This is a genomic window from Tenacibaculum ovolyticum DSM 18103, assembly GCF_000430545.1.
Taxonomy (GTDB): domain Bacteria; phylum Bacteroidota; class Bacteroidia; order Flavobacteriales; family Flavobacteriaceae; genus Polaribacter; species Polaribacter ovolyticus.
Map to the genome: position 1 here is coordinate 46,411 of NZ_KE387163.1, position 23,908 is coordinate 70,318.

The 23,908-nt window shown below is 28.0% G+C and carries 20 protein-coding genes; 9 read left to right on the forward strand and 11 right to left on the reverse strand.

Features of this window, described 5'->3' with window-relative positions; genetic code table 11:
• Positions 1–18 precede the first annotated feature (18 nt).
• The 5 genes from H518_RS0110160 to H518_RS0110180 all read left to right on the forward strand — a co-directional run bounded on the left by H518_RS0110160 (position 19) and on the right by H518_RS0110180 (position 7,813).
• On the forward strand, positions 19–4,341 hold the full coding sequence (locus H518_RS0110160; protein WP_028888942.1) for a CusA/CzcA family heavy metal efflux RND transporter: 4,323 nt from the start codon (positions 19–21) through the stop codon (positions 4,339–4,341).
• A 2-nt stretch (positions 4,342–4,343) separates the two neighbouring features.
• Positions 4,344–5,543 carry an efflux RND transporter periplasmic adaptor subunit gene (locus H518_RS0110165; protein ID WP_028888943.1) on the forward strand — a complete coding sequence of 400 codons (1,200 nt, stop codon included), beginning with the start codon at positions 4,344–4,346 and terminating at the stop codon, positions 5,541–5,543.
• A 10-nt stretch (positions 5,544–5,553) separates the two neighbouring features.
• Positions 5,554–6,243 (forward strand): HupE/UreJ family protein, encoded by a 690-nt coding sequence (locus H518_RS0110170; RefSeq protein WP_028888944.1) that lies wholly within the window; start codon positions 5,554–5,556, stop codon positions 6,241–6,243.
• 15 nt (positions 6,244–6,258) lie between these two features.
• The gene (locus H518_RS0110175; RefSeq protein ID WP_028888945.1) at positions 6,259–6,882 is read left to right on the forward strand and encodes a hypothetical protein; all 624 of its coding nucleotides are present in this window, start codon (positions 6,259–6,261) and stop codon (positions 6,880–6,882) included.
• 103 nt (positions 6,883–6,985) lie between these two features.
• Positions 6,986–7,813, forward strand: a complete 828-nt coding sequence (locus H518_RS0110180; RefSeq protein ID WP_028888946.1) for a prohibitin family protein — start codon at positions 6,986–6,988, stop codon at positions 7,811–7,813.
• Between the two features lie 109 nt (positions 7,814–7,922).
• Here H518_RS0110180 and H518_RS0110185 read toward each other — a convergent pair whose 3' ends face one another.
• The 3 genes from H518_RS0110185 to H518_RS0110195 all read right to left on the reverse strand — a co-directional run bounded on the left by H518_RS0110185 (position 7,923) and on the right by H518_RS0110195 (position 12,110).
• Complete coding sequence (locus H518_RS0110185) at positions 7,923–8,561, reverse strand: hypothetical protein (protein ID WP_028888947.1); 639 nt, start codon at positions 8,559–8,561, stop codon at positions 7,923–7,925.
• A 181-nt stretch (positions 8,562–8,742) separates the two neighbouring features.
• Positions 8,743–10,581: a DEAD/DEAH box helicase gene (locus tag H518_RS0110190; RefSeq protein WP_028888948.1), complete on the reverse strand. Its 1,839-nt coding sequence runs from the start codon at positions 10,579–10,581 to the stop codon at positions 8,743–8,745.
• Positions 10,582–10,751: 170 nt separating this feature from the next.
• Positions 10,752–12,110 (reverse strand): hypothetical protein, encoded by a 1,359-nt coding sequence (locus tag H518_RS0110195; protein ID WP_028888949.1) that lies wholly within the window; start codon positions 12,108–12,110, stop codon positions 10,752–10,754.
• Positions 12,111–12,300: 190 nt separating this feature from the next.
• On the opposite strand from H518_RS0110195, the gene H518_RS0110200 reads away from it, so the two are divergent.
• Positions 12,301–13,920 carry an ABC-F family ATP-binding cassette domain-containing protein gene (locus H518_RS0110200; protein ID WP_028888950.1) on the forward strand — a complete coding sequence of 540 codons (1,620 nt, stop codon included), beginning with the start codon at positions 12,301–12,303 and terminating at the stop codon, positions 13,918–13,920.
• Between the two features lie 76 nt (positions 13,921–13,996).
• Here H518_RS0110200 and H518_RS0110205 read toward each other — a convergent pair whose 3' ends face one another.
• From H518_RS0110205 to H518_RS0110240, 8 genes are all read right to left on the reverse strand, one after another.
• Entirely contained in the window at positions 13,997–16,123 is a 2,127-nt protein-coding gene (locus H518_RS0110205; RefSeq protein WP_028888951.1) for a M1 family metallopeptidase, read from the reverse strand.
• A gap of 63 nt (positions 16,124–16,186) precedes the next feature.
• Complete coding sequence (locus H518_RS0110210; RefSeq protein ID WP_028888952.1) at positions 16,187–16,678, reverse strand: DUF6702 family protein; 492 nt, start codon at positions 16,676–16,678, stop codon at positions 16,187–16,189.
• 206 nt (positions 16,679–16,884) lie between these two features.
• Positions 16,885–17,463 (reverse strand): carboxypeptidase-like regulatory domain-containing protein, encoded by a 579-nt coding sequence (locus H518_RS0110215; protein ID WP_028888953.1) that lies wholly within the window; start codon positions 17,461–17,463, stop codon positions 16,885–16,887.
• A 68-nt stretch (positions 17,464–17,531) separates the two neighbouring features.
• Entirely contained in the window at positions 17,532–18,299 is a 768-nt protein-coding gene (locus tag H518_RS0110220) for a carboxypeptidase-like regulatory domain-containing protein (protein ID WP_028888954.1), read from the reverse strand.
• Positions 18,296–19,111: a carboxypeptidase-like regulatory domain-containing protein gene (locus tag H518_RS0110225; protein ID WP_028888955.1), complete on the reverse strand. Its 816-nt coding sequence runs from the start codon at positions 19,109–19,111 to the stop codon at positions 18,296–18,298. The genes H518_RS0110220 and H518_RS0110225 overlap by 4 nt, the downstream gene beginning before the upstream one ends.
• On the reverse strand, positions 19,104–19,919 hold the full coding sequence (locus tag H518_RS0110230) for a carboxypeptidase-like regulatory domain-containing protein (protein WP_028888956.1): 816 nt from the start codon (positions 19,917–19,919) through the stop codon (positions 19,104–19,106). The genes H518_RS0110225 and H518_RS0110230 overlap by 8 nt, the downstream gene beginning before the upstream one ends.
• A 4-nt stretch (positions 19,920–19,923) precedes the next feature.
• Positions 19,924–20,703: a carboxypeptidase-like regulatory domain-containing protein gene (locus H518_RS19685; protein ID WP_043706854.1), complete on the reverse strand. Its 780-nt coding sequence runs from the start codon at positions 20,701–20,703 to the stop codon at positions 19,924–19,926.
• A gap of 149 nt (positions 20,704–20,852) precedes the next feature.
• On the reverse strand, positions 20,853–21,446 hold the full coding sequence (locus H518_RS0110240) for a hypothetical protein (RefSeq protein ID WP_028888957.1): 594 nt from the start codon (positions 21,444–21,446) through the stop codon (positions 20,853–20,855).
• A 69-nt stretch (positions 21,447–21,515) separates the two neighbouring features.
• On the opposite strand from H518_RS0110240, the gene pepE reads away from it, so the two are divergent.
• The 3 genes from pepE to H518_RS0110255 all read left to right on the forward strand — a co-directional run bounded on the left by pepE (position 21,516) and on the right by H518_RS0110255 (position 23,678).
• Entirely contained in the window at positions 21,516–22,223 is a 708-nt protein-coding gene (gene pepE, locus H518_RS0110245) for a dipeptidase PepE (protein WP_028888958.1), read from the forward strand.
• Positions 22,224–22,400: 177 nt separating this feature from the next.
• Positions 22,401–23,213 (forward strand): hypothetical protein, encoded by an 813-nt coding sequence (locus tag H518_RS0110250; RefSeq protein WP_028888959.1) that lies wholly within the window; start codon positions 22,401–22,403, stop codon positions 23,211–23,213.
• 96 nt (positions 23,214–23,309) lie between these two features.
• On the forward strand, positions 23,310–23,678 hold the full coding sequence (locus tag H518_RS0110255; protein ID WP_028888960.1) for a hypothetical protein: 369 nt from the start codon (positions 23,310–23,312) through the stop codon (positions 23,676–23,678).
• The last annotated feature ends 230 nt before the right edge of the window (positions 23,679–23,908 follow it).

The window sequence follows — 23,908 nt, forward strand, 5'->3', positions numbered from 1 at the left end:
ATTAAATACACGAAAAAAATGTTAGATAACATTATAAAATTTTCAATTAAAAATAAATTGATTATTGGTGCTTTCGTATTGGTTTTAATTAGTTGGGGAATTTATTCTTTAAAACAATTACCAATAGATGCAGTGCCAGATATAACCAATAATCAGGTGCAAATAATAACTTCAGCACCATCACAATCAGCACAAGATATAGAGCGACTAGTAACATTTCCTATTGAAATGACAATGTCTAGTATACCAGATATAGAAGAAGTACGATCATTCTCTCGTTTCGGTTTAAGTGTTGTTACCATTGTCTTTAAAGATGATATAGATATATATTGGGCAAGACAACAAATAAACGAACGATTAAATGAAGCGAAAAATAATATTCCAGCAGGCATAGGTTCACCAGAAATGGGACCTGTTACTACAGGTTTAGGAGAAATTTATCAGTATACATTATTTGCTAAAGAAGGATATAAAAAAGAGTACTCAACAATGAAATTACGCTCTATTCAAGATTGGATAGTTCGTCGTCAATTATTAGGAATTGAAGGAATAGCAGATGTAAGTAGTTTTGGAGGTTTTTTAAAACAATATGAAGTTGCTTTGCAACCAGAAAGATTGCAAACACTTAAGGTAAGTGTTAAAGAAGTTTTAGAAGCTTTGGTAGATAACAATCAAAACACAGGAGGCGCTTATATAGATAAAAACCCAAAGGCTTATTTTATACGTAGCCAAGGATTAATTAAATCACCAGAAGATATTCAGAATATTGTAATTAAAAATACCGAAAATGGTATTCCTATTTTAATAAGAGATATAGGTAAAATACAATTAGGAAATGCCATTAGATATGGTGCAATGACTAGAAACGGAGAAGGAGAAGTTGTTGGTGGAATTGTAATGATGTTAAAAGGAGCGAATTCATCTAAGGTAATTAAACGTGTTAAAGATAGAGTTATACAAATACAAGAAAGTTTACCCGAAGGTGTACAAATTAAACCTTTTTTAGACAGAACAAAATTAGTTAATAAAGCTATAAAAACAGTCTCTACTAATTTAATAGAAGGAGCGTTAATAGTTATTTTTATTCTTGTTTTATTATTAGGGAATTTACGAGCGGGTTTAATTGTTGCTTCAGTTATACCATTAGCAATGTTATTCGCTGTTATACTAATGAATTTGTTCGGAGTTTCAGGAAACTTGATGAGTTTAGGCGCTATTGATTTCGGAATTATTGTAGATGGCTCAGTTATTATAGTAGAAGCAACACTGCATTATTTAGGTTTAAAAAAATCAGGCGTAAAGCTTACACAATCAGAAATGGATGAGGAAGTATATAATTCTGCTTCAAAAATAAGAACAAGTGCAGCTTTTGGTGAAATTATAATATTAATAGTATACCTACCAATTTTGGCTTTAGTAGGCATAGAAGGTAAAATGTTTAAACCAATGGCTATAACTGTAAGTTTTGCCATTTTAGGAGCGTTTATCTTATCCTTAACCTATGTACCAATGATTAGTGCTTTGTTTTTAAAGAAAACAATAACTAATAAGAAGAATATTTCTGATAAAATTATAGAAGCAATACAAAATGTTTATTCACCAGTATTAACAGCTGTTTTAAATAATAAAAAAACGGTGCTTGTAGTAGTTGTATTATTTTTTACGCTAAGCATTTATACATTTAAAAATATGGGGTCAGAATTCATTCCATCTTTAGATGAAGGAGATTTAGCAGTTCAAGCAACAGTTTCAACAGGAAGTTCATTATCATATACTATTGATGTTACTAATAAATCTTCAAAATTATTAATGGCAGAGTTTCCGGATGAAATAGAGCAAATTGTAAGTAGAATTGGCTCTTCAGAAATTCCTACAGATCCAATGCCTGTTGAAGTAGCTGATATTATTATTATTCTAAAAGATAAAAGTGATTGGACTAAAGCACGTACTAAAAATGAGCTGACAGAAAAAATGAATCATTTATTAGATGAAAATATGTTAGGTGTTAATTACGGATTTCAACAACCCATACAAATGCGTTTTAATGAATTAATGACGGGCGCCCGACAAGATGTTGTGTTAAAGATTTACGGTGAAGATTTAGATAAACTAGTAAAATATGGTAATGATTTAGGTGAAATTATACCACAAGTAGAAGGAGCAGAGGATTTGTATATTGAAAAAATGACGGGGTTAAAACAAATTGTTATTGATTACAAACGTAGTCAATTAGCTTTGTACGGATTAAGTATTTCTGCTGTAAATACAGCTGTAAATACGGCATTTGCAGGTAGAACCGCTGGTTCGGTATACGAAGGAGAACAACGATACGATTTAGTAGTACGTATGGGAAAACAAAATAGGTCGAGTATTGAAGATATTCGAAAACTTTATGTAACCACACCAAATGGAGTACAAATTCCGTTAGAAAACGTTGCTGATGTAAGTTTTAAAACAGGGCCAAATCAAATACAGCGAGATGACGCAAAAAGAAGAATAACTGTAGGTTTTAATGTTAGAGGAAGAGATGTAGCTACTATTGTTAATGAATTACAACAAAAGGTTGCTGATAATATGAAATTTGATCCTGGTTATTACATTACCTATGGGGGAACTTTTAAAAATTTAGAAGAAGCAAGAGTGCGGTTAGGAATAGCAGTACCTGTGGCATTAGCATTAATTTTCTTGTTATTATACTTTACATTTAAATCAGTAAAACAAAGTATTTTAATTTATACGGCAATACCAATGTCTGCCATTGGAGGAATTTTTGCTTTGTGGTTTAGAGATATGCCTTTTTCAATTTCAGCAGGAATTGGTTTTATAGCTTTGTTTGGAGTAGCAGTATTAAATGGTATTGTATTAATAGCAGAGTTTAACCGCTTAAAAGAAGCTGGAATGACTAATGTTAAAGAGATAATCAGAAAAGGAACAGCGGTACGATTACGCCCTGTAATTATGACGGCCGCAGTTGCTTCATTAGGTTTTTTACCAATGGCAATTACATCATCAGCAGGAGCAGAGGTGCAAAAGCCATTAGCAACCGTAGTTATTGGTGGTTTGGTAACGGCAACTTTATTAACATTATTAATTTTACCAATATTGTATTTACTCTCTGAAAGCAAAATATCAAAAAAAGTAAATTTAAAAGTACTTACCATTGTGTTCGTTTTATTTGGTAGTTCGTTTATTCATGGACAAAAATTATCAAAAGAAAGACCTCAAAAAATAAGTGAGCAACAAGCAATAAAATTGAGTTTAAATAAATCAGTAGCATTATATAAATCAAAACTAAATGTAATTAAAAGTAAAGCAGGCATTTTAAAAGCTATTGATTTAAATCCTACTGTTGTTAAATATCAAGATGTAGGTGTTGGTATTGACTCTTCTGAAAGAGAATGGTCTGTCAATCAAAATTTCGGAGCTATTTTAACACATGTTCAAAAAAGAAAGCTAGCCATAGCAAAGTTTGATTTAGCAAAATCAAACAATAAAATTTCTAAAAAAGAAATTATCAGAAAAATAAGCACGATATATCAACAATGGCATTATTTATATGGGCTTATTACGTTAATGAATGAGCAAGAAAAAAATAGCAATCAGATAAAAAAAATAGCACAAAAATTATATGAATCTGGTGAGATTGGTGGATTAGAAAATGATTTAACAATATTACAATCTTTAGGAACTAAATCTAAAAGAAGTGCTGTTTACAAGGAGTTTTATGAAATTGAAAATAAGTTAAAAGAACTATTACAAATTAAACATGCAATAACTCCAACATCAGAATTACCGTTAAAAAAGGTTGTTTTATTAAAAAAAGATACACTTTCAGAAGCTTTATTGGCAACTTTAGAGCAACGATATAAGGTAACAGAAAAAAGTCTTTTAGTAGCAAAGTCAAACTATTTTCCTGAGTTAACAGCCGGAATAATAAATAGAAAAACGGGTAATGCAAAAGGTTATAATGGCTTTAATATTGGTTTAAATGTACCATTGTCATTTTGGTCTAACAAAGCTAAAATTAAAGAGCAAAAAATTATAAGTCAAGAAATAGCCTATGAAAATGAGTCAAAAAAAGTAGCCATTCAAAATAATTTTAAAAGTTTACAAAATCAATTAAAATACTTAGAAAGTGAGTTAGTAAGTATAGATTTAATGGTTGTTAAAGCCAAAAAATTTATTAAAAAATTAAAAATAGCATATACAGCAGGTGAAATAGATGCATATAAATACAATCAAAGTTTCAATACCTATTTTAATGTAATGCAAAACTACTTATCACTTATTAATAATTATAATAAAACTGTAATCGCCTACGAGTTTTATACAAAACAATAAAGATGAAAAAAATCATAACGATAGTATTATTAACTGGATTAATTATCAGTTGTAATTCAAAAAAAGAAGACCATTCAGGTCATGACCATGCTTCCGAAGAAAAAAAAGAAACAAGTATAAAAACTACAAAAGAAGAGAAACATAATAAAAATGAACTTCACTTAACTAAAGAACAAGTGATTTCTGCAAATATAACTGTAGCTAAAATAACACAAGAAAAAATACGTAGTAGGGTAGCGGTTACCGGTACAATAGAAGTACCACCACAAAGTAAAGCAACAATTTATGCACCTTTAGAAGCATTTGTTTATAAAACCGATTTATTACCTGGTGATAAAGTACGTAAAGGACAAGTTGTGGCTGTACTACAGCATCCTAATTTCATTAAACTACAATACTCATATTTAGAAGCAATTAATAATTTTAATGTTAAAAAGGCTGATTATGAACGTAAAAAAATGCTTTTAGAAAATGAAATTACCTCAAGGAAATCATTTCAAATAGCTGAGGGAGTATATCGTTCAGCAGAAAGTTTGGTATCAAGTTATAAATCACAATTAAAAATGGCAAATTTGTCGCCAATTACTATAGCTACAAAAGGAATTCAACAATATGTATATATAAAAACACCTATTTCTGGTTATGTAGTAGAAAATAATTTAAATAAAGGAATGTTTTTATCTGCAAATTCAGAGATGATGGAAATTATAGATAATGACCATATGCATGCTGAGTTAAATGTTTTTGGTACAGATATTACTAAAATAAAAAAAGGAGATGAGTTTATTTTTAAACCCTCAGGAGTTGATACACAATACAAAGGATATATAAAATTAATTAGTCAAAAAGTAAATGATAAAACAAAGACAGTTAATGTTCATGGTCATTTTGAAGATGAAAAAAACGTGTTAAAATCAGGAATGTTTATCAATGCTCAAGTATTATTAGCAGGCGAAAAAATATTTGCTGTACCAGAGGGGGCAATTATAGAAAAAGACGGAAAAAGTTTTATATTTTTGGCAAAAAGTGATGTAGAGTTTATTCCTTTAGAAGTAACCTTAGGCATTACAGATGGAGGTTTTGTAGCACTAAAAAAGATTCAGGGTAATAGCTTTAATATTAATATAGTAACTAAAGGAGCTCACTTTTTAAAAGGTAAATTAATACAAAAATCGGGTGGTATGGATGGCCACGTACATTAATAATTAAAATATGAATTTAAAAAGTAAACGATCAAGTTTGTTATTAATCATTTTATTAATTATTCCTTTTGCAACTTTTGCGCATGGAGTAGATGATGAAACACAATCGTTTTTATTAAGTAATAAAGGAATTGCATTTGGTCCTTTTTTGTATATAGGAGCTAAGCACATGATTACAGGTTATGATCATTTACTTTTTTTAATAGGAGTAATATTCTTCTTATACAAAACAAAAGATATTATAACATATATAACCTATTTTACTATAGGGCATAGTGTAACCCTTCTTTTAGGTGTAATGGCTGACATAAATGTAAATGTTTTCTTAATTGATGCTATTATAGCACTATCAATAGTCTATAAAGGGTTTGATAACTTAAAAGGGTTTAAAATTATCTTCGGTAAACAACCCAATACTAAAATAGCAGTGTTAATTTTTGGTTTATTTCATGGATTTGGTTTAGCTACAAAATTACAAGAATTTAAATTTGATAAAGAAGGTCTTTTTATAAACTTATTAGGTTTTAACCTAGGAGTAGAAGTTGGTCAGTTTTTGGCCTTAGGCTTTGTTTTATTATGTATTTCTTATTGGAGACAATATGATAGTTATCTAAAATTTTCTAAAAACACAAATATACTTTTAATGGCAGCAGGTTTTTTGTTGTTAGGGTATCAATTAACAGGATATTTCACTTCTTAAAATATGAATATAAAAATGAAAACAGACAAGCAGTCTTTAATTAGTAAAAAGCAAATACTAAAATCAATATTTATAGCCTTTACTATTGGTATGGTCGTTTTTTTAGTAGCCGTTTTACCAGCAGAATACGGTATTGATCCTTTAAAAACAGGAAAATTATTTGGTTTTAATAAATTACATAAAAAAGAAGCAATTATTCTTCCTTCATCAAGTTTAAATTTTGAAAAGATATTATTAGAAGAAGTGGGGTCGAAGCCAAATGTGTTAAGACCTATAGAAGCTAATAATCCACCACCAGAAGAACAATTCGCAGAAAGACAAGATACAATTAAAATTATTTTACCAGCAAATAAGGGTATAGAGTATAAAGTTAAGGTATTAAAATACGGAAGTATGAAGTATGAATGGTCAACAATTAAAGATATTGTTTTTACTGATTTTCATGGAGAATTAATACAAGATAATCCACCCAAAGATGTTTTTTTTGAAAGTTATACAATAGCATATTCTAATAATATGGCAGGTACTTTTACAGCTCCTTTTGAGGGTAAACATGGATGGTATTTTAAAAATCTTACAACAAAAGACCTTGTTGTTACAGTAAAACTAAAAGGACAGTATGAATTGTTTAGTAAATAAATTATTGTAGAGAGTTTTATTTCAATTTGTTTTAAATAGTTACTATTATTAATCTAAGTAAGATTAGTTGTACATTTGAAATAAAAATAAATTACACCATAAAATGAATAATAATAAACAATTAGAATTACCGAAAGGAGGAATTCTTATAGGAATAATTGCAGTAATTGCAATCATAGCTTTTACAAAATCGACTGTAACTATTGGACCTGGAGAAGGCGGTGTTATTTTTGAAACTTTAGGAGATGGTATTAATACAGAAAAAACGTATGGAGAAGGTTTTCATATTGTTGCACCATGGAATAAGATGATTGTAAGAAAAGTACGTCAACAATCTATTTCTGATGAAATGAATGTGTTATCTGTTAATGGTTTAGAAGTGAAAGTAAACGGAACCATTTGGTATGAACCAGAATTTTCGAACTTAGGTAAGTTAATTAAAACTAAGGGAGAAGATTATGAAAGAGAACTTTTAGATCCAGCAGTTAATGCAGCAGCAAGAAGTGTTGTAGGTCGTTATACACCAGAACAATTATATTCAAGTAAAAGAGATGTAATTGAGCAAGAGATTTTAGATGAAGTAAAATTAATTTTAAAAGATCAATTTTTAATAGTAAAAAGAGTTTTAGTAGAAGATGTTAAATTACCTACTACAATTAGAACAGCAATTGAAACAAAATTAAAGCAAGAGCAAGAATCTTTAGAATATGAATTTAGACTTGCAAAAGCAAAAAAAGAAGCTGAAAGACAAAAAATTGATGCTGAAGGAAAAGCTGTTGCAAATAAAATTTTAAGTGCATCTTTAACAGATAAAATTTTACAAGAAAAAGGTATTGAAGCTACATTAAAATTATCTGAATCTCCAAATAGTAAAGTGGTATTAATTGGTGGAGGAAAAAGCGGAATGCCAATTATTCTAGGAAATCAATAGTATCTTATTTCTTAGAGTTTCTTAAAAAAGCCTTAACAATATATATATTGTTAAGGCTTTTTTTTTCTAAAAAAGTATTTTTCTGACATGTAAGCAGTGTTATTATTTATTAGCAAGAGAACTCGTCATACATTTCTTCAGTTTTTGTGTTGCTGTTAGCATATACTATATACGCGAGTACTCTAAGAACGAACCCCCCATAATTATATGAAATATCATCTTGTCCAGAATAAGCATCGAGGTCATCTAAGCTATCTCCGTGACTAAAAAAACATAATTTAGGTTTATTAAAAGAATTTAAATTTTCTGAATCACCAACAACACAATCTTGTCCTAAATCACAAAAATCATAATACCTTTCTATATCACTATCATCTTCATATTCTGTAAAATGATCATACATAAAAGAAGGGAAATTTAACCTTTCTGAATCTGACTCTGGTTTAAAAAGTAGTATTGCTTCATGTAAGCTAGTTATAGAGTCTTTAAGTCCTGTATTAGTTTCATCAGTAGGTGCAAATATAGCCCAAACAGGTTCTGCTTCATCATTCCAATTTGTACCTTGAAATTCAATAAATAAAGAACCTTTTTTCCAGTCTAAAGAAATTTCTTCATCCTCTTCTAAAATCCTCATAGAAATTGCTTTTTCTAAAATAACGTCAAATGTTTGATAGCATTTGTCTGTAACAATCCATGTTTTAAAGTGTTCTTTTAAATAAGTTACTTCCTGTGTTGTTAGTTTACTCATAATCTATTTAAATTATTGTTTGTTAAATAACACAATGTTATGTGCTTTAACAGATAAAATTCTTATTTATTAAATATAAAAGTACATTTTAGAATAAAAAAAAATAATTAATTGAAAATAAAAAACCTGAACAATATATTTATTGTTCAGGTTTAAATATGTTTTAATTATATAAATATAATTAATCTTTTTTACGTCTTCTTCCAAAACCTGAAGAAGGATTTCCATCACCACCACTTCTTCTAGGAGAAGAATTACTAGAGCCACTATCGCTACGTCTTCTAGAGTCGTTTCTTCTAGAATCTCCTCTAGGTCCTCTAGAGCTTCTGTCGCCACCGCCACCGCTGCTTCTTCTTTTTCCGCTGAATCCACCACCGCCACCGCGAGGTCTTCTTCCGCCACCGCCACCACGGTTAGACTTTGTAATTTCTATATTTACAGAACGTCCATTAAAATCTGGATCATTATCGCTAAAAGCTTCTAATGTTTCTTTTTCAAAGTTCTTATCTATTTCAAAGAAAGAGAAAGTATCTAAAATATCAATTGCACCAATTTCAATTTTATCCGTTATTTTTTGATCATTTATTAGACCAATTAATGTAGCAGGATTCAAATTATCTTTTCTTCCTAAATTAATGAAGAAACGAGTCATGTTTTCATCATTAGATCTACCTCTTGAACTATCTCTATTAGATATATCGTTTAAATCATCAGATTTATTGTAGTAAGATAAGAACTTGTTAAATTCTAATGAAACGAATTTCTGTACTAATTCTTCTCTACTTAAATCCTCTAGTTTTTCATAGATACTAGGTAAGAATTCTGAAATTTGTTCAGTATTAACTTCTGTAGCCTTTACTTTTTCAATTAAATGCATTAATTGATTTTGACAAATCTCTTTACCTGTAGGTACTTTTTTAGATTCAAATTTCTTTTTTATAATACGCTCAATTGAACGTAATCTACCTTTTTCTTTATTGTTTACTAATACAACAGAGATACCTTTATTTCCTGCTCTACCAGTTCTACCACTACGGTGATTGTAGTTTTCTATTTGGTCTGGTAATTTATGGTTAATTACATGCGTTAATTCAGTAACATCTAAACCACGTGCAGCAACATCAGTAGCTACTAATATTTGAATAGTTTTCTTACGGAATTTACCCATAACACTATCTCTTTGTTGTTGAGATAAGTCTCCATGTAATGCGTCAGCACTATAACCATCTTTTATAAGGTTGTTAGCAACTTCTTGTGTTTCTCTTCTAGTTCTACAGAAAATAATTGCGTAAATATCAGTATTTACATCTGCAATTCTTTTTAATGCTTGGTAACGCGTTCTTTCGTTTACTACATAGTATTCGTGAGTTACGTTATCTGAACCTTGATTTTTTTCTCCTGATGTAATTTCAACAGGATTTGTCATGTAGTTTCTTGCAATTGCTTCAACTTCTCTAGGGAAGGTTGCAGAAAATAATAAGGTTTGCTTACTGTCAGGAGTAGCTTCTAATACTTTATCAAGTTCGTCTTTGAAACCCATGTTAAGCATTTCATCAGCTTCATCTAAAACTAACCATCTTACGTTTCCTAATTTTAAAGCTCTACGATTAATTAAATCGACAGTTCTTCCTGGTGTACCAACTACTATTTGTACACCTCTTTTTAATTTTCTTATTTGCTCATCAATATTAGCACCACCATAAACGGTAGCTACTTTTAAATTAGGCAAGTATTTAGCGAAATCTTCTATGTTTTTACCTATTTGAACAGCTAGTTCACGAGTAGGTGATAAGATAATTGCTTGCACATTTTTATCTGAATCGTTAATTTGCTCAATAATTGGCAAACTAAAGGCAGCTGTTTTTCCTGTTCCTGTTTGTGCGAATGCTTTTAAATCATCAGTAGAAGAAATAATTTGAGGTATTGCTTTTTCTTGAATTACAGTAGGTTTTTCATAACCTAAATCTGTTAAAGCTTTGTTTATAGGTTCTTTTAAACCTAAATCTAAAAATGTTGACATAGTACGTCTGTGTTCTTTTAGATTCACAGACGCCAGTACCTGTAAACCTGATTCTTATTTTGGACAATAGATTATATGGCTAATAATCTGGTAGTTAATAATCTAAATTTCATTTCACTTCGAAAATAAAATCGCGCAAAGGTAGCGTAAATAAAGGGAAGTAAAAAATGTTATTTACTATTTCGTAAATTACTTATTTGAGATTCTATTTCTTTAGAAGATAAACTTGTGTATCCATTTATAATAATACCTTTTTTATTTACCAATACTACACGAGGAAAACTACTAGATGAAAACTTACATACATTACTTTTATTAGGTAATGTATATTGGTGTTTAATAGCTATTTTTTTTGTGTATCTTTTAGATGTAGCACATAGGTTAATTATAATAAAAGTTATATCAGGATTTTTTTTGATTAAATAATTAGCACGTGAAGCTATCCATTCATCTGAAGCATACTTGTAATCCTTAAATAAAATAACAGCATTTTTTCCTTTAATTAATTTTGAAATATTTTTAGTATTACCTGTTGCAGCAACCAAATCGAAAGAAGGTAACTGTTCTCCTTCTTTTAGTAGTTTTAAATCATTAATTAATCGCTGAACATTCTTTTTTTGTTCAATATTTGAGTTTAATTTAAAGAAATTAAAAAACATTTTATTAATGTTTTTATGATTAGGTTCATTAAAGAAATGTTGTATCGCTGTATTATATAAAAACTTGTTTTTTATTTCTTCTGAAGAGATATTTGAATTTATATTATTTAATAAGTTAATCGTAAAATTATCCTTATTATCTTTTTTAAGATATACGTCATTATATAACTTATTAACTATGTAATTATAATATGGTCCGAAGAAAATTAAAGAATCTTTAGTGGAGTTAATATCTTTTCGATAATCGAAATAAGTATCAATTAATATTTCAGGTTTTTTACTTGAAAAATTTTTAATCGCGTATTTTTCTGAGTTTGTATATATTGGATATAATAAAGCTACTTTTAGGATATTTATATATTCTTTAGAAATATTGTTTGTACTATTTTTATAATCACTAATAATCGTTTCTTTTACTCTTTTAATAGAATCAATCTTTTTTGAAAAATCACGTTGGTTAAGATTATGAAATTTCGAAAAATTCTTTTCATCTAGTTCATTTTGTAAAAAAGCTTCTATTAATAAGTTATTTACTTCAGCTTTTTTACCACTAAAAACTAAAGACTCATCAAAATTCCATGTATTTAATCTAAAAAGTAAGCTGTCATTAGGTTCTAAATATACATATTGATGTTCAGGACCGTGTTTAAATATATATAATCCTTTTTTAAACTCTTTATATGATCCTAAAAAGCTGTTGTCTTTTTTTAAATAAATTGTATCGTTAAAATCATAGTTATTTGATAAGGTAACATAACTACATTTTGGGTTTATAATTTTACCTCCAAAAGAAGTTTTTTTGGAAGTTTCGTTTTCATTACAACCAATGAATAGAATTAATATAATGAAGGGTACTATATATTTAGTCATGATTATACCTGTTATTTAATATCAAAGATATTGCCCTCAAAAGTAAACATCTTTATAGAATTTAGCTGTTAATTCGTTGTTAAAACAAATTAGAAAAACGCCAAAAGTAAGATGTTAAAAATTTCCTTGCAAATTCTTTTTAACCCAGTATATTTTATATTTTTGCACTCGAATTAAAAAAAGCCTATAAATGTTATCAGTTTCTAATTTATCAGTTCAGTTTGGTAAGCGTATTTTGTTTGATGAAGTAAATACTAAGTTTACACAAGGAAATTGCTACGGTATTATCGGAGCAAATGGAGCTGGGAAATCTACTTTTTTAAAGATTATTTCAGGAATACAAGAGGCAACATCTGGTCATGTTCATTTAGAACCAGGTAAAAGAATGTCTGTTTTAACGCAAGATCACTATGCTTTTGATGAGTATACGACTTTAGAAGCCGTTTTAATGGGGAATAAAGAGTTGCATAAAATTAAAACGGAAATAGATGCTTTATATGCAGATTATACCGATGAAAATGCTGAAAAAATAGGAGAGCTTCAAGTTAGGTTTGAAGAAATGGATGGTTGGAATGCCGATTCTGCTGCAGCAACGCTATTATCTAATTTAGGTATTAAAGAAGAGGATCATTACACATTATTAGCAGATTTAGATTCTAAGAAAAAGGTACGTATATTATTAGCACAAGCATTATTTGGTAATCCTGATGTGTTAATTATGGATGAGCCTACCAATGATTTAGATTTTGAAACAATTGCTTGGCTAGAAAACTTTTTAGCTAATTTTGATAATACGGTAATTGTTGTATCGCATGACCGTCACTTTTTAGATGCTGTTTGTACACATATTTCTGATATTGATTTTGCTAAAATTAACCACTTTTCTGGAAACTATACATTCTGGTATGAGTCTAGTCAATTAGCAGCAAAACAAAGAGCGCAACAGAATAAAAAAGCAGAAGATAAAAAGAAGGAATTAGAAGAGTTTATCCGTCGTTTTTCTGCAAACATGGCAAAGTCTAAACAAGCTACTTCTCGTAAGAAGATGATCGACAAGTTAAATGTTGATGAAATTAAACCTTCTAGTCGTCGTTATCCTGCAATTATTTTTGATAGAGATAGAGAAGCTGGAGACCAGATTTTAAATATAGAAGGCTTATCAAAAAACTTTGAAGGAAAGCCATTATTTGCTAATGTTGATATTAATTTAAATAAAGGAGATAAAGTAGCTATTATTTCGAAAAGTTCTAAAGCTGTATCTACTTTTTACCAAATCATTTCTGGAAATGAAGAAGCTGATTCTGGAAAATATAATTGGGGAGTAACAACAACGCAATCGTATTTACCTTCTGATAATTCATCATTTTTTCAGAATGGGGAATTAGATTTAGTAGATTGGTTACGCCAATATGCACAAACAGAAGAAGAAAGAGAAGAGGTGTTCTTAAGAGGTTTCTTAGGTAAGATGATTTTTTCTGGTGAAGAAGCTTTAAAAAAGAGTAATGTATTATCTGGGGGAGAAAAAGTACGTTGTATGTTATCTCGTATGATGATGACTAGAGCTAATATTGTAATGTTAGACGAGCCAACCAATCACTTAGATTTAGAATCTATTCAAGCATTAAATAACTCTTTAATTAATTTTAAAGGAACTGTATTATTTTCTACTCATGATCATGAGTTTGCACAAACAGTAGCAAATAGAGTTATTGAGATAACACCTAAAGGAGTTATTGATAAGTATGCGACTTTTGATGAGTATTTAGCAGACCCTAAAGTAAAAGAATTAAGAAAAAAGATGTATTCTTAATAAACAATAAAAGCATAAAAAAAAGGCAGTTACTTAGTAACTGCCTTTTTTTTATGCTTTTATAAAACTAAAGTTTTTAACCTTTAATCTTATTTTTAAATTTATCAAATTTAGTTGTTGTCTTTTTAGGCCAGCTATTATTTGAAGTATCTACATCAGCAGTTTCTAAATCTGGATCGATAGCTATGCTCTGTATTTCTTTATCAGATGAAAAAACTTTACTAATTTCTTTATCATTAAGTCTCCAAATTTGAGCTGGATATGTTTTTCTTTCTTTAGTTCCGTCTTTATAAGTAAACTGAACAATTATAGGCATTACTAAACCACCTGGTTTGTTATAGGTAATTTCATAATGATACTTATTATGTTTCTTAGCATATCCTAAGCCATTGGCAGTATCTTCATTAAAATTAACTGAACCATCAGTATTCTTATTAGCATAAAATTTCTTAACACCTTTTATACCAATATCAGTTACATCTGTAGTATAAAACCAACCTCTCCAAAACCAATCTAAATCCATTGCAGATGCATCTTCCATAGATCTAAAGAAATCAGCAGGGGTAGGGTGTTTAAATTTCCATCGTTTAGCATATGTTTTAAAAGCATGATCAAATAACTCTTTACCCATAATGGTTTCTCTTAAAATCCATAAAGCAGTAGCTGGTTTACCGTAAGCATTGTTACCAAAGCTATATACATTATCACCTTTAGACATAATAGGAGCAATTTTAGATTGATCACCACTCATATATTTTACAATATTTTTAGGCAATCCTCTACTTAATGGATATCCTTCTTCGTATTCCATCATAGCTAACATTTGTAAGTACGAATTTAAACCTTCATCCATCCAAGTCCATTGTCTCTCATCAGAATTTACAATCATAGGAAAAAAGTTATGACCTACTTCATGAATAGTAACTCCAATTGTTCTATATTTTTGTCTATCTGAATATTTACCATCTGCAAGATCAGGTCTTCCTGGATTGAAACAAATTTGTGGGTATTCCATTCCCATTTGTCCATCTACAGAAATTGCTTTATGATAAGGATAATCAAATGTGTATTCTGAGTATGTTTTTAATGTTTGTACTACTGATTTTGTAGAATGATCTCCGTATAGAGGGTTTGCTTCTTTAGAATAGAAAGAATACGCCATAACAGTTCTACCATTTATGTCTACAGCCATACCATCCCAAATAAATTTTCTAGAAGTAGCAAAAGCATAATCTCTTACGTTTGTAGCTTTAAATTTCCAGGTATTGGTGTTTTTAGCACGCTTTTTTTCTACCTTTTCTGCATCTTCTTGCGGGTGAATTAAAACAATTCTATCAAAAGATTTTTTTGCTTTAGCTAACTTTTTCAGTTGTTTTTTAGTTAAAACTTCTTTTTCATTTAATAAAACCCCTGTTGCGCCTAACATATGATCTGTAGGAACTGTAATATTTACATTAAAATCACCAAATTCTAATGCAAATTCACTTCTTCCCCAAAACTGATCATTTTGCCAACCTTCTACATTATCATATACACATAACCTTGGGTAAAATTGTGCAATTACATAGTTTTTATTTCCATCAGGAAATAGTTCGTAACCAGATCTACCACCTTGTGTTCTGTGGTTATTTATATTATACCACCAAGCTATATTAAATTTAAAAGTTTTACCAGAAGCTAAAGGTTCTGATAAATTAATACGCATCATTGTTTGATTAATAGTGTGTGATAATTTGCTGCCATCACTGTTGGTAACACTCGTTATTTTAAAACCACCATCAAATGATTTTTCAGGAAAAACTCTATCATACCATCTCTTACTTAATTTCTTAGGAATTTTACTAGTACTTACATCTGGTGTTTTAGAATCAGATGCACGAACGTTCTGGTCTAATTGTACCCATAAATAAGTTAATTCATCATCAGAATTATTGTGGTATGTTATTGTTTCTTTACCTGTAATTTTTGCGTTATCATCATCTAAAATGATATCCATCGAGTAATCAACTTTTTGTTGAGAGTACCCTTTACCAGGAGCACCTGAAGCTGTATGTTGATTATTTGGTGTTGCTAAGACGTCTTTTAACTGTCTAAATTTGTTTTGGTTTACATGCCCTTTCTTTGTTATTTGTTGAGTACTCTGAGAAAAACCAGTCGTAGCAGCAAATAAAAGAGAAAAAACGAATAGAATGTTTTTTTTCATTTATAAAGTTGTTGTTAGTAATTTTTAAAAGTAAGAATAAGTAGGAAGGATAATAATATAATGTTAAAATTTTAACAAACCTTTATCATTTTTTTTATCTAAGAATAAACTCTTTCGCTGATCTTTTAGAGATACCTTAACTAGATTTTGTTGTTCTGGGAAATGTTCTATAAGTACATCATTTTCAATTTCAATAGACTTTGGATTAAGCACATTTTCAATTTCTAAATAAAAATAGACAATATCACCATCGTATTCTTTACCTATAAAACGATAGTTTACTTCCTTAGAATTAATTTTAACTTTAAAGTGTTTATTTAAATAATTTAAGAAAAGACTATCTGTTTTTTTTAACTCGTCTTTAGTTGTGAGTTGTAGGTTTACTTTATAATCTTTATTAATAGCTGTTTCTATATCATCCATAAAAACATTCATAATCATTTGAACTGATTTTGTTTTTTCTTTATAAGCGATTTCTGTTAACGAAATATAGTATTTGTGAATACCGAAAGATAATAACGGAAGGATAAAAAATAATATTAAAGCTTTTTTCATATTTTGATAATACCAATTATCCGACCAAATTACTCTTTTGCTATCATTTTAAGATAATTTAAATGTTCTTTTCTTAAAATTTTAACAATTTTAAGTGCGTTTTTTTGATAATATTTTTCACTTTATAAAAGGGTACAATATTTTATAAAGTGGTAATGTTTTATCTGATTCGGTAAAAAAATGTAGGTAAGTAATTCTTTATAATGTCAATTATTTGGTGACTTCTGTACCTTTTTAGAGTCTTTAAAAGGGATAAGTATTGTAGTTCCTACTCCCTCAAATGCTGTTGTAGGATCTGCGCTTACAATATTGGGTTTTACCTTTGTATTGATATAATCATTTGTGAATTTTTTTTTAAGATCTATTTCAGTAAAATCAGTAGCTTTAGCTATTGGTTCTTGTTTTAAATTGGTTTTTACTTTCTTTAAGTCTTTGGCAAGTTCACCAGAAAGTTCGTTGTTTTTTATTAAAACTTCATCTAATTTATAATCTTGTTTTTCTAGGGTTACTAGTTTTATATAAGTATTAAAATCTTGTTTTGTAAGTGTTTCAGAAATTGTTTTATAACCTATTGAAGTAAATTTTATAGAGTCGTTAGGTTTAGCAAAAATTCGATACTCACCTTTTTTATTTGAAAAAGTGGCTTGATGTGTATAGGAATTAACAATATGTGCGTTTTCTAGTACGCCGTTAGGGCCATAAATAATTCCGAATATAGTTTTTCGTTCTTGTTGCGAAAAAACAACCTGTGATAATAAAACAAGTATTAGTAAAAAGTTTTTCATGACTGTATTTTATTTAGAATGATGCTCTACTAATTTATGCATTTTTCTAGATAAATACTAGTTATCAGTTAATTATAATTTTCAGGATTTAGTTTTTTAAAGGTTTCGGCTTTGTTTTTTAAAAAACGAATCATATTTATATCACTTGAGTTGTAGGCCTTAATAAAATTTTTATCAGACTCACAATAATAAATAAAACGATAAATATCTGTTTCATTTATATCTAATTCTTTTATAATCTGTAAATGATAAGTGTTTTTGATTTGATTAATTTTAAGTTCTAAATCTTCAATAATTTTGAGTTTTTTTAATCTCTTTGTTCTTCCAGAAATCCAATTTAATAAAGGATGAATTCCAAAACCACCAGATGCTGTACGTAACCTTCTTTCAGCAGGAGTCATTATCCTAGAGCCTGCATACGGTAATTTTAATGTTTGTGCATTTATTTTCTTTTCAGTTTTAATATTTTTACTATCAGCAGATAAATAACCTAACAGATTATTCTGCTTTATAGTAACTTCATCTAATTCGTAGTTAGTTTTAAGTAATTCAAAAATTGTTTTTTGTATTCCAAAATGTTTAATCTCTATATTAAAAATACTTGTTTCATAACCCACAAACGATATTTGTAAACGATCGTTACTTTTTGCTAAAATTCTAAATTCTCCATTTTCATTAGTAAAAGTACCTTGTTTTGTGTTTTTATTTAAAATATGTGCATTAATTACAGGGCCAATTTTATCTTTTACAGTGGCATATAAAAAAGATCTATTTTCTTGCGATTGGGTTTTAAAAAAAGAAACAAGGAAAATAAAAAAGAATAGATATTTGTTCATTCTTGTAAATTTATAATTTTTAGATAGCTTTTACTTTCTTGTTGCAATATTTTTATGACTTGTAATACTTTACCATTTTTATATAATTTTTCTATTTGTAAAGGATTACAATATTCTAAAAAGTGAAGATACTTTTCTTCAGGAATTTTTAAATCTTTAAAAAAGAAACTTTTACCAAATTCTGAAATCAACATTTTTGGGAATTTTTCTTTGAATTTAATTTCTCTTCTAAGTCTTCTTTTTTCTTCGGCATATCCATCAATTCCAGCACCAAAACTACCACCTACACCTGCAAATTTAGCTGTAGGGTCAGTTTCTTTTCGCATGTTTGGAGCTTTTGATCTATCAATTGCATCAGTTTTTGAAATAACTTTTTTTTCAAAATCAATCATAGAAAAATCGAAAGCACTTTTTGATTTAACAATAGCAACATCATCTGGAGTTTGCTTCATATCTCTTGATAAAAAACCAAATAAATTATGTTTTTTTAAAACAACTTCATCTAATTCATAGGTTTCCTTTTCTAAAATAAAGGTGTTTTTTAACATTCCAAAATGGTTGTTTTTTATAATAATGATGGCTGTTTTATAACCAATAAATGATATTCGTAATGAATCATTATTTTTTGCTAAAATTCTAAATTCTCCAAACTCATTGGTAAAAGTCCCTTGTTTTGTATTTAGGTTAATTATGTGTGCATTGCAAACCTTATCTATTTTATCGTGAACTTTAGCATATAAAAACTGCCTTTTTTGCTGCGCTTTTATAGTGATAGGAATGATAAAAAGAAATATTAGTGAGATTTTATTCATTTTTAATAGCTTTTAAAAACTTTGGACTTTCCTCTTTAAATATGGTGATTATTGTAATTATTTTTTTTTGATAAAATAAATGTTCTAAATTTCTATTATTACAATAATCTATAAACTCATGAATTTTATCTTCAGGAATTTTAAATTCGTTAGTAAATGTTTGTTTACCTAATAGACTAATAATTTCTAAAGGTAATTGAGTTCTTTTTTCTAGGTTATCTGTTTTTTTAGGGGGAATGTTTTTTTTGCTTTTGTTTAACCAATTTGAATTAAATAACGTAACTCCTTGGTAAAAATTTGGTGGTTTTATATTTATTACTGGAGCTTTCATTCTGTCAATATCATCAATATCTGTATTAACTTTCGACATATTAATATCCTTTATTCCATCTAAAATTTTATCCGTCATATAAGAAACCTTATCATCAGGAGTTTGCTTAATATCAAGTGCTATGTTCCCTAATAAATTATGCTTTTTTAAAACAACTTCATCTAATTCATAGGTTTCTTTTTTTAAGATAAAACTGTTTTGTACCATTCCAAAATGATTGTCTTTTACCATGAAAGATGTTGTTTTATAACCTATAAAAGATATATGTAATGAATCATTTTTTTTGACTAAAATCCTGAATTCTCCAAGCTCATTGGTAAACGTTCCTTTATTTGTATTTAGGTTTATTATGTGTGCATTGGTAACAACCCCAATTTTATCTTTTACAACTCCGTATAAGAATTTTTGATGTTTTTGGGACACAGATTTTAAGATACTTCCAAAAAGTATAAGAAGAAAAAGTAATTTTTGTCTCATACAATTATTTTTGAGTTACTCTTGTGTTATCTCTATTAATAAGGTAAGGGGAGTTTTTACTATTATCTAGTAAAACAGTAGTAAGTTCTAGTAATTTATTTTTATGGTATAAATTAATAATTCCTTTAGAAATACAATGCTCTAAAAATGAATTAATATTTTCTTTTTTTATTTTTAATTGATAAACAAAAAAACCATCAGTAAAGTGTTTTCTAATCTGTAATAGGTTTTTATCTTCTATTTTAATTTTTCGAAGTATTTTTTTCTGTTTTGTTTTTCCATTTAAAGCATTAATTAATCCTGATATACTTACAGAAACTCCTGATTCAAGTTTTAAGGTTCCTTCTTTTTTCGGTTTTTTGCTATTAGCATATGGTAAGTTTAATGTTTTAGCATTCACAGTAGGAGCATTGTATAATAATATATCCTTATCAACATCAAAAATGCCTCTCTTTTTTTTAAGAACTATTTCATCTAGCATATAATTTTTGCTATTTAAATGAATGTTAACATTTGTTGATTTTAAATCATCATTTGTAATTATATGCTCTTTATATTCAAAATTTAAATGTGAAATAATTAAAATATCTCCTTTTGAAGCTAGTATTTCAAAAGATCCATCTTTATTAGAAACTGCTCCAATATCTAGTTTTTTATTAATAATATGAACATCTTCTATAGCTAAGCTATCTAAAAATATATGTCCCGTAACAATTTTAGTGTTGTTTTGAGATATAGCAATTAAAGTTGTTAAATAAAGGAATAAAAGTAATAGTTTCTTCATATTACAAAGAAACTACCTAATGGTCTTAAAAATGTTTTAAGGGTTTTGTAAAATTTTGTTAAATGATATCATTTGTAACTTCCAAACAATAATTAGGTATAAAAAAGCTTCACAAATAGTGAAGCTTTCATATAGTAATATTCTAATTACTATCTTTCTAATGTTATAATGAGCTCACGAGATGTTTTAATAGTTGTATTTGAGAATTTTTGAGTTTCATCAAACTTAACTCTTAACTTTAATGTAGCACCAGTAAAACCGATTACTTGTACAGGTATAGATTTATTATCTCTACTGAGTAATGATATATTACCTCCATTTAAGCTCCAGTTAATAGAATCGAAACCATCAATTGTATTTAAATGAGTCTCTTGAGTGATACCAGATTGATCTTGTGTTGTATTTGATTGACCAAATGTAGTATTTGTTTCTCCTAGGGTATTAAATGATTGACTAGGGATAACATTTGTTGATACGAGCGTATATACTCCTTGAGTTGTTGACGTGTTTGGATTTTCTATAAAAGTAATTGTAAAGTTAAAATCTTTACCTAAGCCGTTTATATATGAGGTTGTAGATACACTTTGTTTAACAATGGTTTGTTTAGTTTTTGATGTTTGAGCTACAAGTTTCCATTTACCTACTAAATCAGATTTTTGTATGTTTACAGTATCATAATCATCTGAATCTGAACAAGAAATAAACGCAATAGATAAAACAAATAATAAGATTAATTTTTTCATGTTTTTATTGATAAAATTTCATGCAAATCTATCTTTTTAATATGTTTGTTCAATATAAAATTTTGTTAAATGAAAAAACTAATAATAGCGAGTACATCAACAGTTCACAGAAGTGATTATCTAGAATATATATTACCAACATTGTCTACTTTTTTCAATAAAGTGAACACTATTTTATTTATTCCGTTTGCAAGACCTGGTGGAATTAGTTATGACGAATACACAGCCATAGCACGAAACTCTTTTATAAAAATAGATAAAAAAGTAAAGGGAATTCATGAATTTGAAAACCCTATAAAAGCATTAGAAGAAGCTGAAGCTATTTTTACAGGTGGTGGAAATACTTTTGAGTTAGTTAACCAATTATATAAAAATAATATAATTGAGACTTTAAAAGAAGTTGTTGAAAACGGAACACCATATTTTGGTACAAGTGCAGGGAGTAATATTTGCGGTGTTACTATGATGAATACGAATGATATGCCAATAGTATATCCACCAAGTTTTAAAACATTGGAGTTTATTACTTTTAACATTAATGCTCATTATTTAGATCCGATTGAAGGTTCTACTCACATGGGAGAAACACGTGAAACGAGAATAAAGGAGTATCACGTATTTAATACAACTTCGGTTTTAGGTTTGAGAGAAGGAAGTTGGTTAGCGGTTAATGGAACTTCAATAACTTTAAAAGGAAACTTAACTGCTAGATTATTTCAAAAAGATAAAATAGCTGTTGAATTGGAAACAGAAACTGAGATAAATTCTTTCTTTTAATCTTTTAGAAGGTAAGCTAAGATTATATCTCTGAATTATTAGTATTGTAGTATATAGGTTGTTTTAAGTGAAAGCATATCTAGTAGGTAAAAAGTATTTTTTACAATGCTGTTAAAGTTCATTTTAAAAAGATGAGTTCTATTTATAAATAATGAACATATTTAAATTTTGTTTAATATGGTAAAGAAAATATTTTATGTTTTTCTAGTATTTATAGTTTTTTTGCTTTTAATAAAATATTTTGATTATAGTCTTACCTATAAAAAAATAAATAAAGAGTCAGTTGAAATTAAAAAGAATGTTTTTGATTTTTTTTATTACACAGCAGAAGAAGACTTGACAAAAAAGACTCATTTAGAAAGATTAAATTCATATTTTAAAGAAAATATGAAAGAAGAAGTATTTGGAAATGGATATAGAGTTGTTAAATCAAAAGACAATACTAAATATATTTTTTACACTTTTGGAAAAGATAAAAAAGATAATCATTTAAAATATTTACCTTATAATTCAATAGATGAATCGGGTTCATATATATTTAATAAACAGTCTTTTTTTGATTACCTTATCGGAAGTTTTAAACAATATGATTTAGTATTATTTGAATATAAAAATACAAATAATAATTTTTTGTATAATGGAAGTTATTTTAGAAGGAAAAAATTATTCTTAAATTTAGATGGTAAAAAAATTAAGAAACCATTTGAAAACAAAATACTTAATTGTGTTAAGGATGTTGAATCTAATTATATAAATAAAGATAGAAAAAAAATAGTTTTTCACGAGTTGGGTTTGGACAAAGAATATAGGCAAATCTTTTTTAAAATAGATAATCAAAAAATTAAAAATTTAAACTTTCGTAATTTATCTAAAGAAAAAATAAAGAAATTAGAGCTTAATTTGACGAAAAGTATTTTTAAATTAAAAGGAATTGAAAATGTTAGCTATGGTTATTTCTCTATGTTAGTCGATCCAAATAAATTTCCCTGATGTCTACAACTCCTGGTATTTAAGCGTCTGGTCATTTACCAGAAAATCATATCCTCTTTGTCCTTATGCCTTGGGATTATTTAAAATAAAATTTAAATGATAAGAAACGTATTAAATAAATATAGAGAATTTTCTGATTCATTACTTGTAAATATATTATATAATTATAATATCGATAACTCAAAGTCATATATTGAATTAACATTATCATGTATTAATGTGGAGAATAATTTCTCCTATGAAAAAGTTAAATTAATTATGAAAGAAATTGAGGAGTTTATTTTGATAGAGCCTTATAATGCAGACAATAAAATGGTGATTAAAGATGCTCTACTAAAAGAAGAAAATGGATTAATTATATTTGATTTTGATCCAATTGATCATTTTGATTACCTCGAAGAAAATCCAAATTCTACTTTTAAAATAAAGAGTAAGCAAATAAAAATACCCGTCCACACACTTTGACATTTGAGCGTTAGCGTTAATGACAAGTATTTAAGTAAAACTAGTAAGAAACGAAAAATATAAAAGCGACTTGTAATGGTAAATGAGAATTTAATAGAATTAATTTATAAGATAATTTTAACTGGTAATAATAATTTAAAGTTAAGGAAGGGGGGAGTTGCTATTGCAAATTATTACCTGCATGGTGTATAAACAAAGGAATGGTTCCAGACCTATGAGAAAAAGGTTGG

Excerpts from the sequence above, each read along its gene's own strand:
- pepE (WP_028888958.1), top strand. The coding sequence starts at position 21,516 with ATGAAAAAACTAATAATAGCGAGTACATCAACAGTTCACAGAAGTGAT.
- H518_RS0110185 (WP_028888947.1), bottom strand. The coding sequence starts at position 8,561 with ATGAGTAAACTAACAACACAGGAAGTAACTTATTTAAAAGAACACTTT.
- H518_RS0110200 (WP_028888950.1), top strand. The coding sequence starts at position 12,301 with ATGTTATCAGTTTCTAATTTATCAGTTCAGTTTGGTAAGCGTATTTTG.
- H518_RS0110170 (WP_028888944.1), top strand. The coding sequence starts at position 5,554 with ATGAATTTAAAAAGTAAACGATCAAGTTTGTTATTAATCATTTTATTA.
- H518_RS0110195 (WP_028888949.1), bottom strand. The coding sequence starts at position 12,110 with ATGACTAAATATATAGTACCCTTCATTATATTAATTCTATTCATTGGT.
- H518_RS0110160 (WP_028888942.1), top strand. The coding sequence starts at position 19 with ATGTTAGATAACATTATAAAATTTTCAATTAAAAATAAATTGATTATT.
- H518_RS0110240 (WP_028888957.1), bottom strand. The coding sequence starts at position 21,446 with ATGAAAAAATTAATCTTATTATTTGTTTTATCTATTGCGTTTATTTCT.
- H518_RS0110205 (WP_028888951.1), bottom strand. The coding sequence starts at position 16,123 with ATGAAAAAAAACATTCTATTCGTTTTTTCTCTTTTATTTGCTGCTACG.
- H518_RS0110210 (WP_028888952.1), bottom strand. The coding sequence starts at position 16,678 with ATGAAAAAAGCTTTAATATTATTTTTTATCCTTCCGTTATTATCTTTC.
- H518_RS0110220 (WP_028888954.1), bottom strand. The coding sequence starts at position 18,299 with ATGAACAAATATCTATTCTTTTTTATTTTCCTTGTTTCTTTTTTTAAA.
- H518_RS0110230 (WP_028888956.1), bottom strand. The coding sequence starts at position 19,919 with ATGAGACAAAAATTACTTTTTCTTCTTATACTTTTTGGAAGTATCTTA.
- H518_RS0110190 (WP_028888948.1), bottom strand. The coding sequence starts at position 10,581 with ATGTCAACATTTTTAGATTTAGGTTTAAAAGAACCTATAAACAAAGCT.
- H518_RS0110225 (WP_028888955.1), bottom strand. The coding sequence starts at position 19,111 with ATGAATAAAATCTCACTAATATTTCTTTTTATCATTCCTATCACTATA.
- H518_RS0110250 (WP_028888959.1), top strand. The coding sequence starts at position 22,401 with ATGGTAAAGAAAATATTTTATGTTTTTCTAGTATTTATAGTTTTTTTG.
- H518_RS0110215 (WP_028888953.1), bottom strand. The coding sequence starts at position 17,463 with ATGAAAAACTTTTTACTAATACTTGTTTTATTATCACAGGTTGTTTTT.
- H518_RS0110165 (WP_028888943.1), top strand. The coding sequence starts at position 4,344 with ATGAAAAAAATCATAACGATAGTATTATTAACTGGATTAATTATCAGT.
- H518_RS0110175 (WP_028888945.1), top strand. The coding sequence starts at position 6,259 with ATGAAAACAGACAAGCAGTCTTTAATTAGTAAAAAGCAAATACTAAAA.
- H518_RS0110255 (WP_028888960.1), top strand. The coding sequence starts at position 23,310 with ATGATAAGAAACGTATTAAATAAATATAGAGAATTTTCTGATTCATTA.
- H518_RS19685 (WP_043706854.1), bottom strand. The coding sequence starts at position 20,703 with ATGAAGAAACTATTACTTTTATTCCTTTATTTAACAACTTTAATTGCT.
- H518_RS0110180 (WP_028888946.1), top strand. The coding sequence starts at position 6,986 with ATGAATAATAATAAACAATTAGAATTACCGAAAGGAGGAATTCTTATA.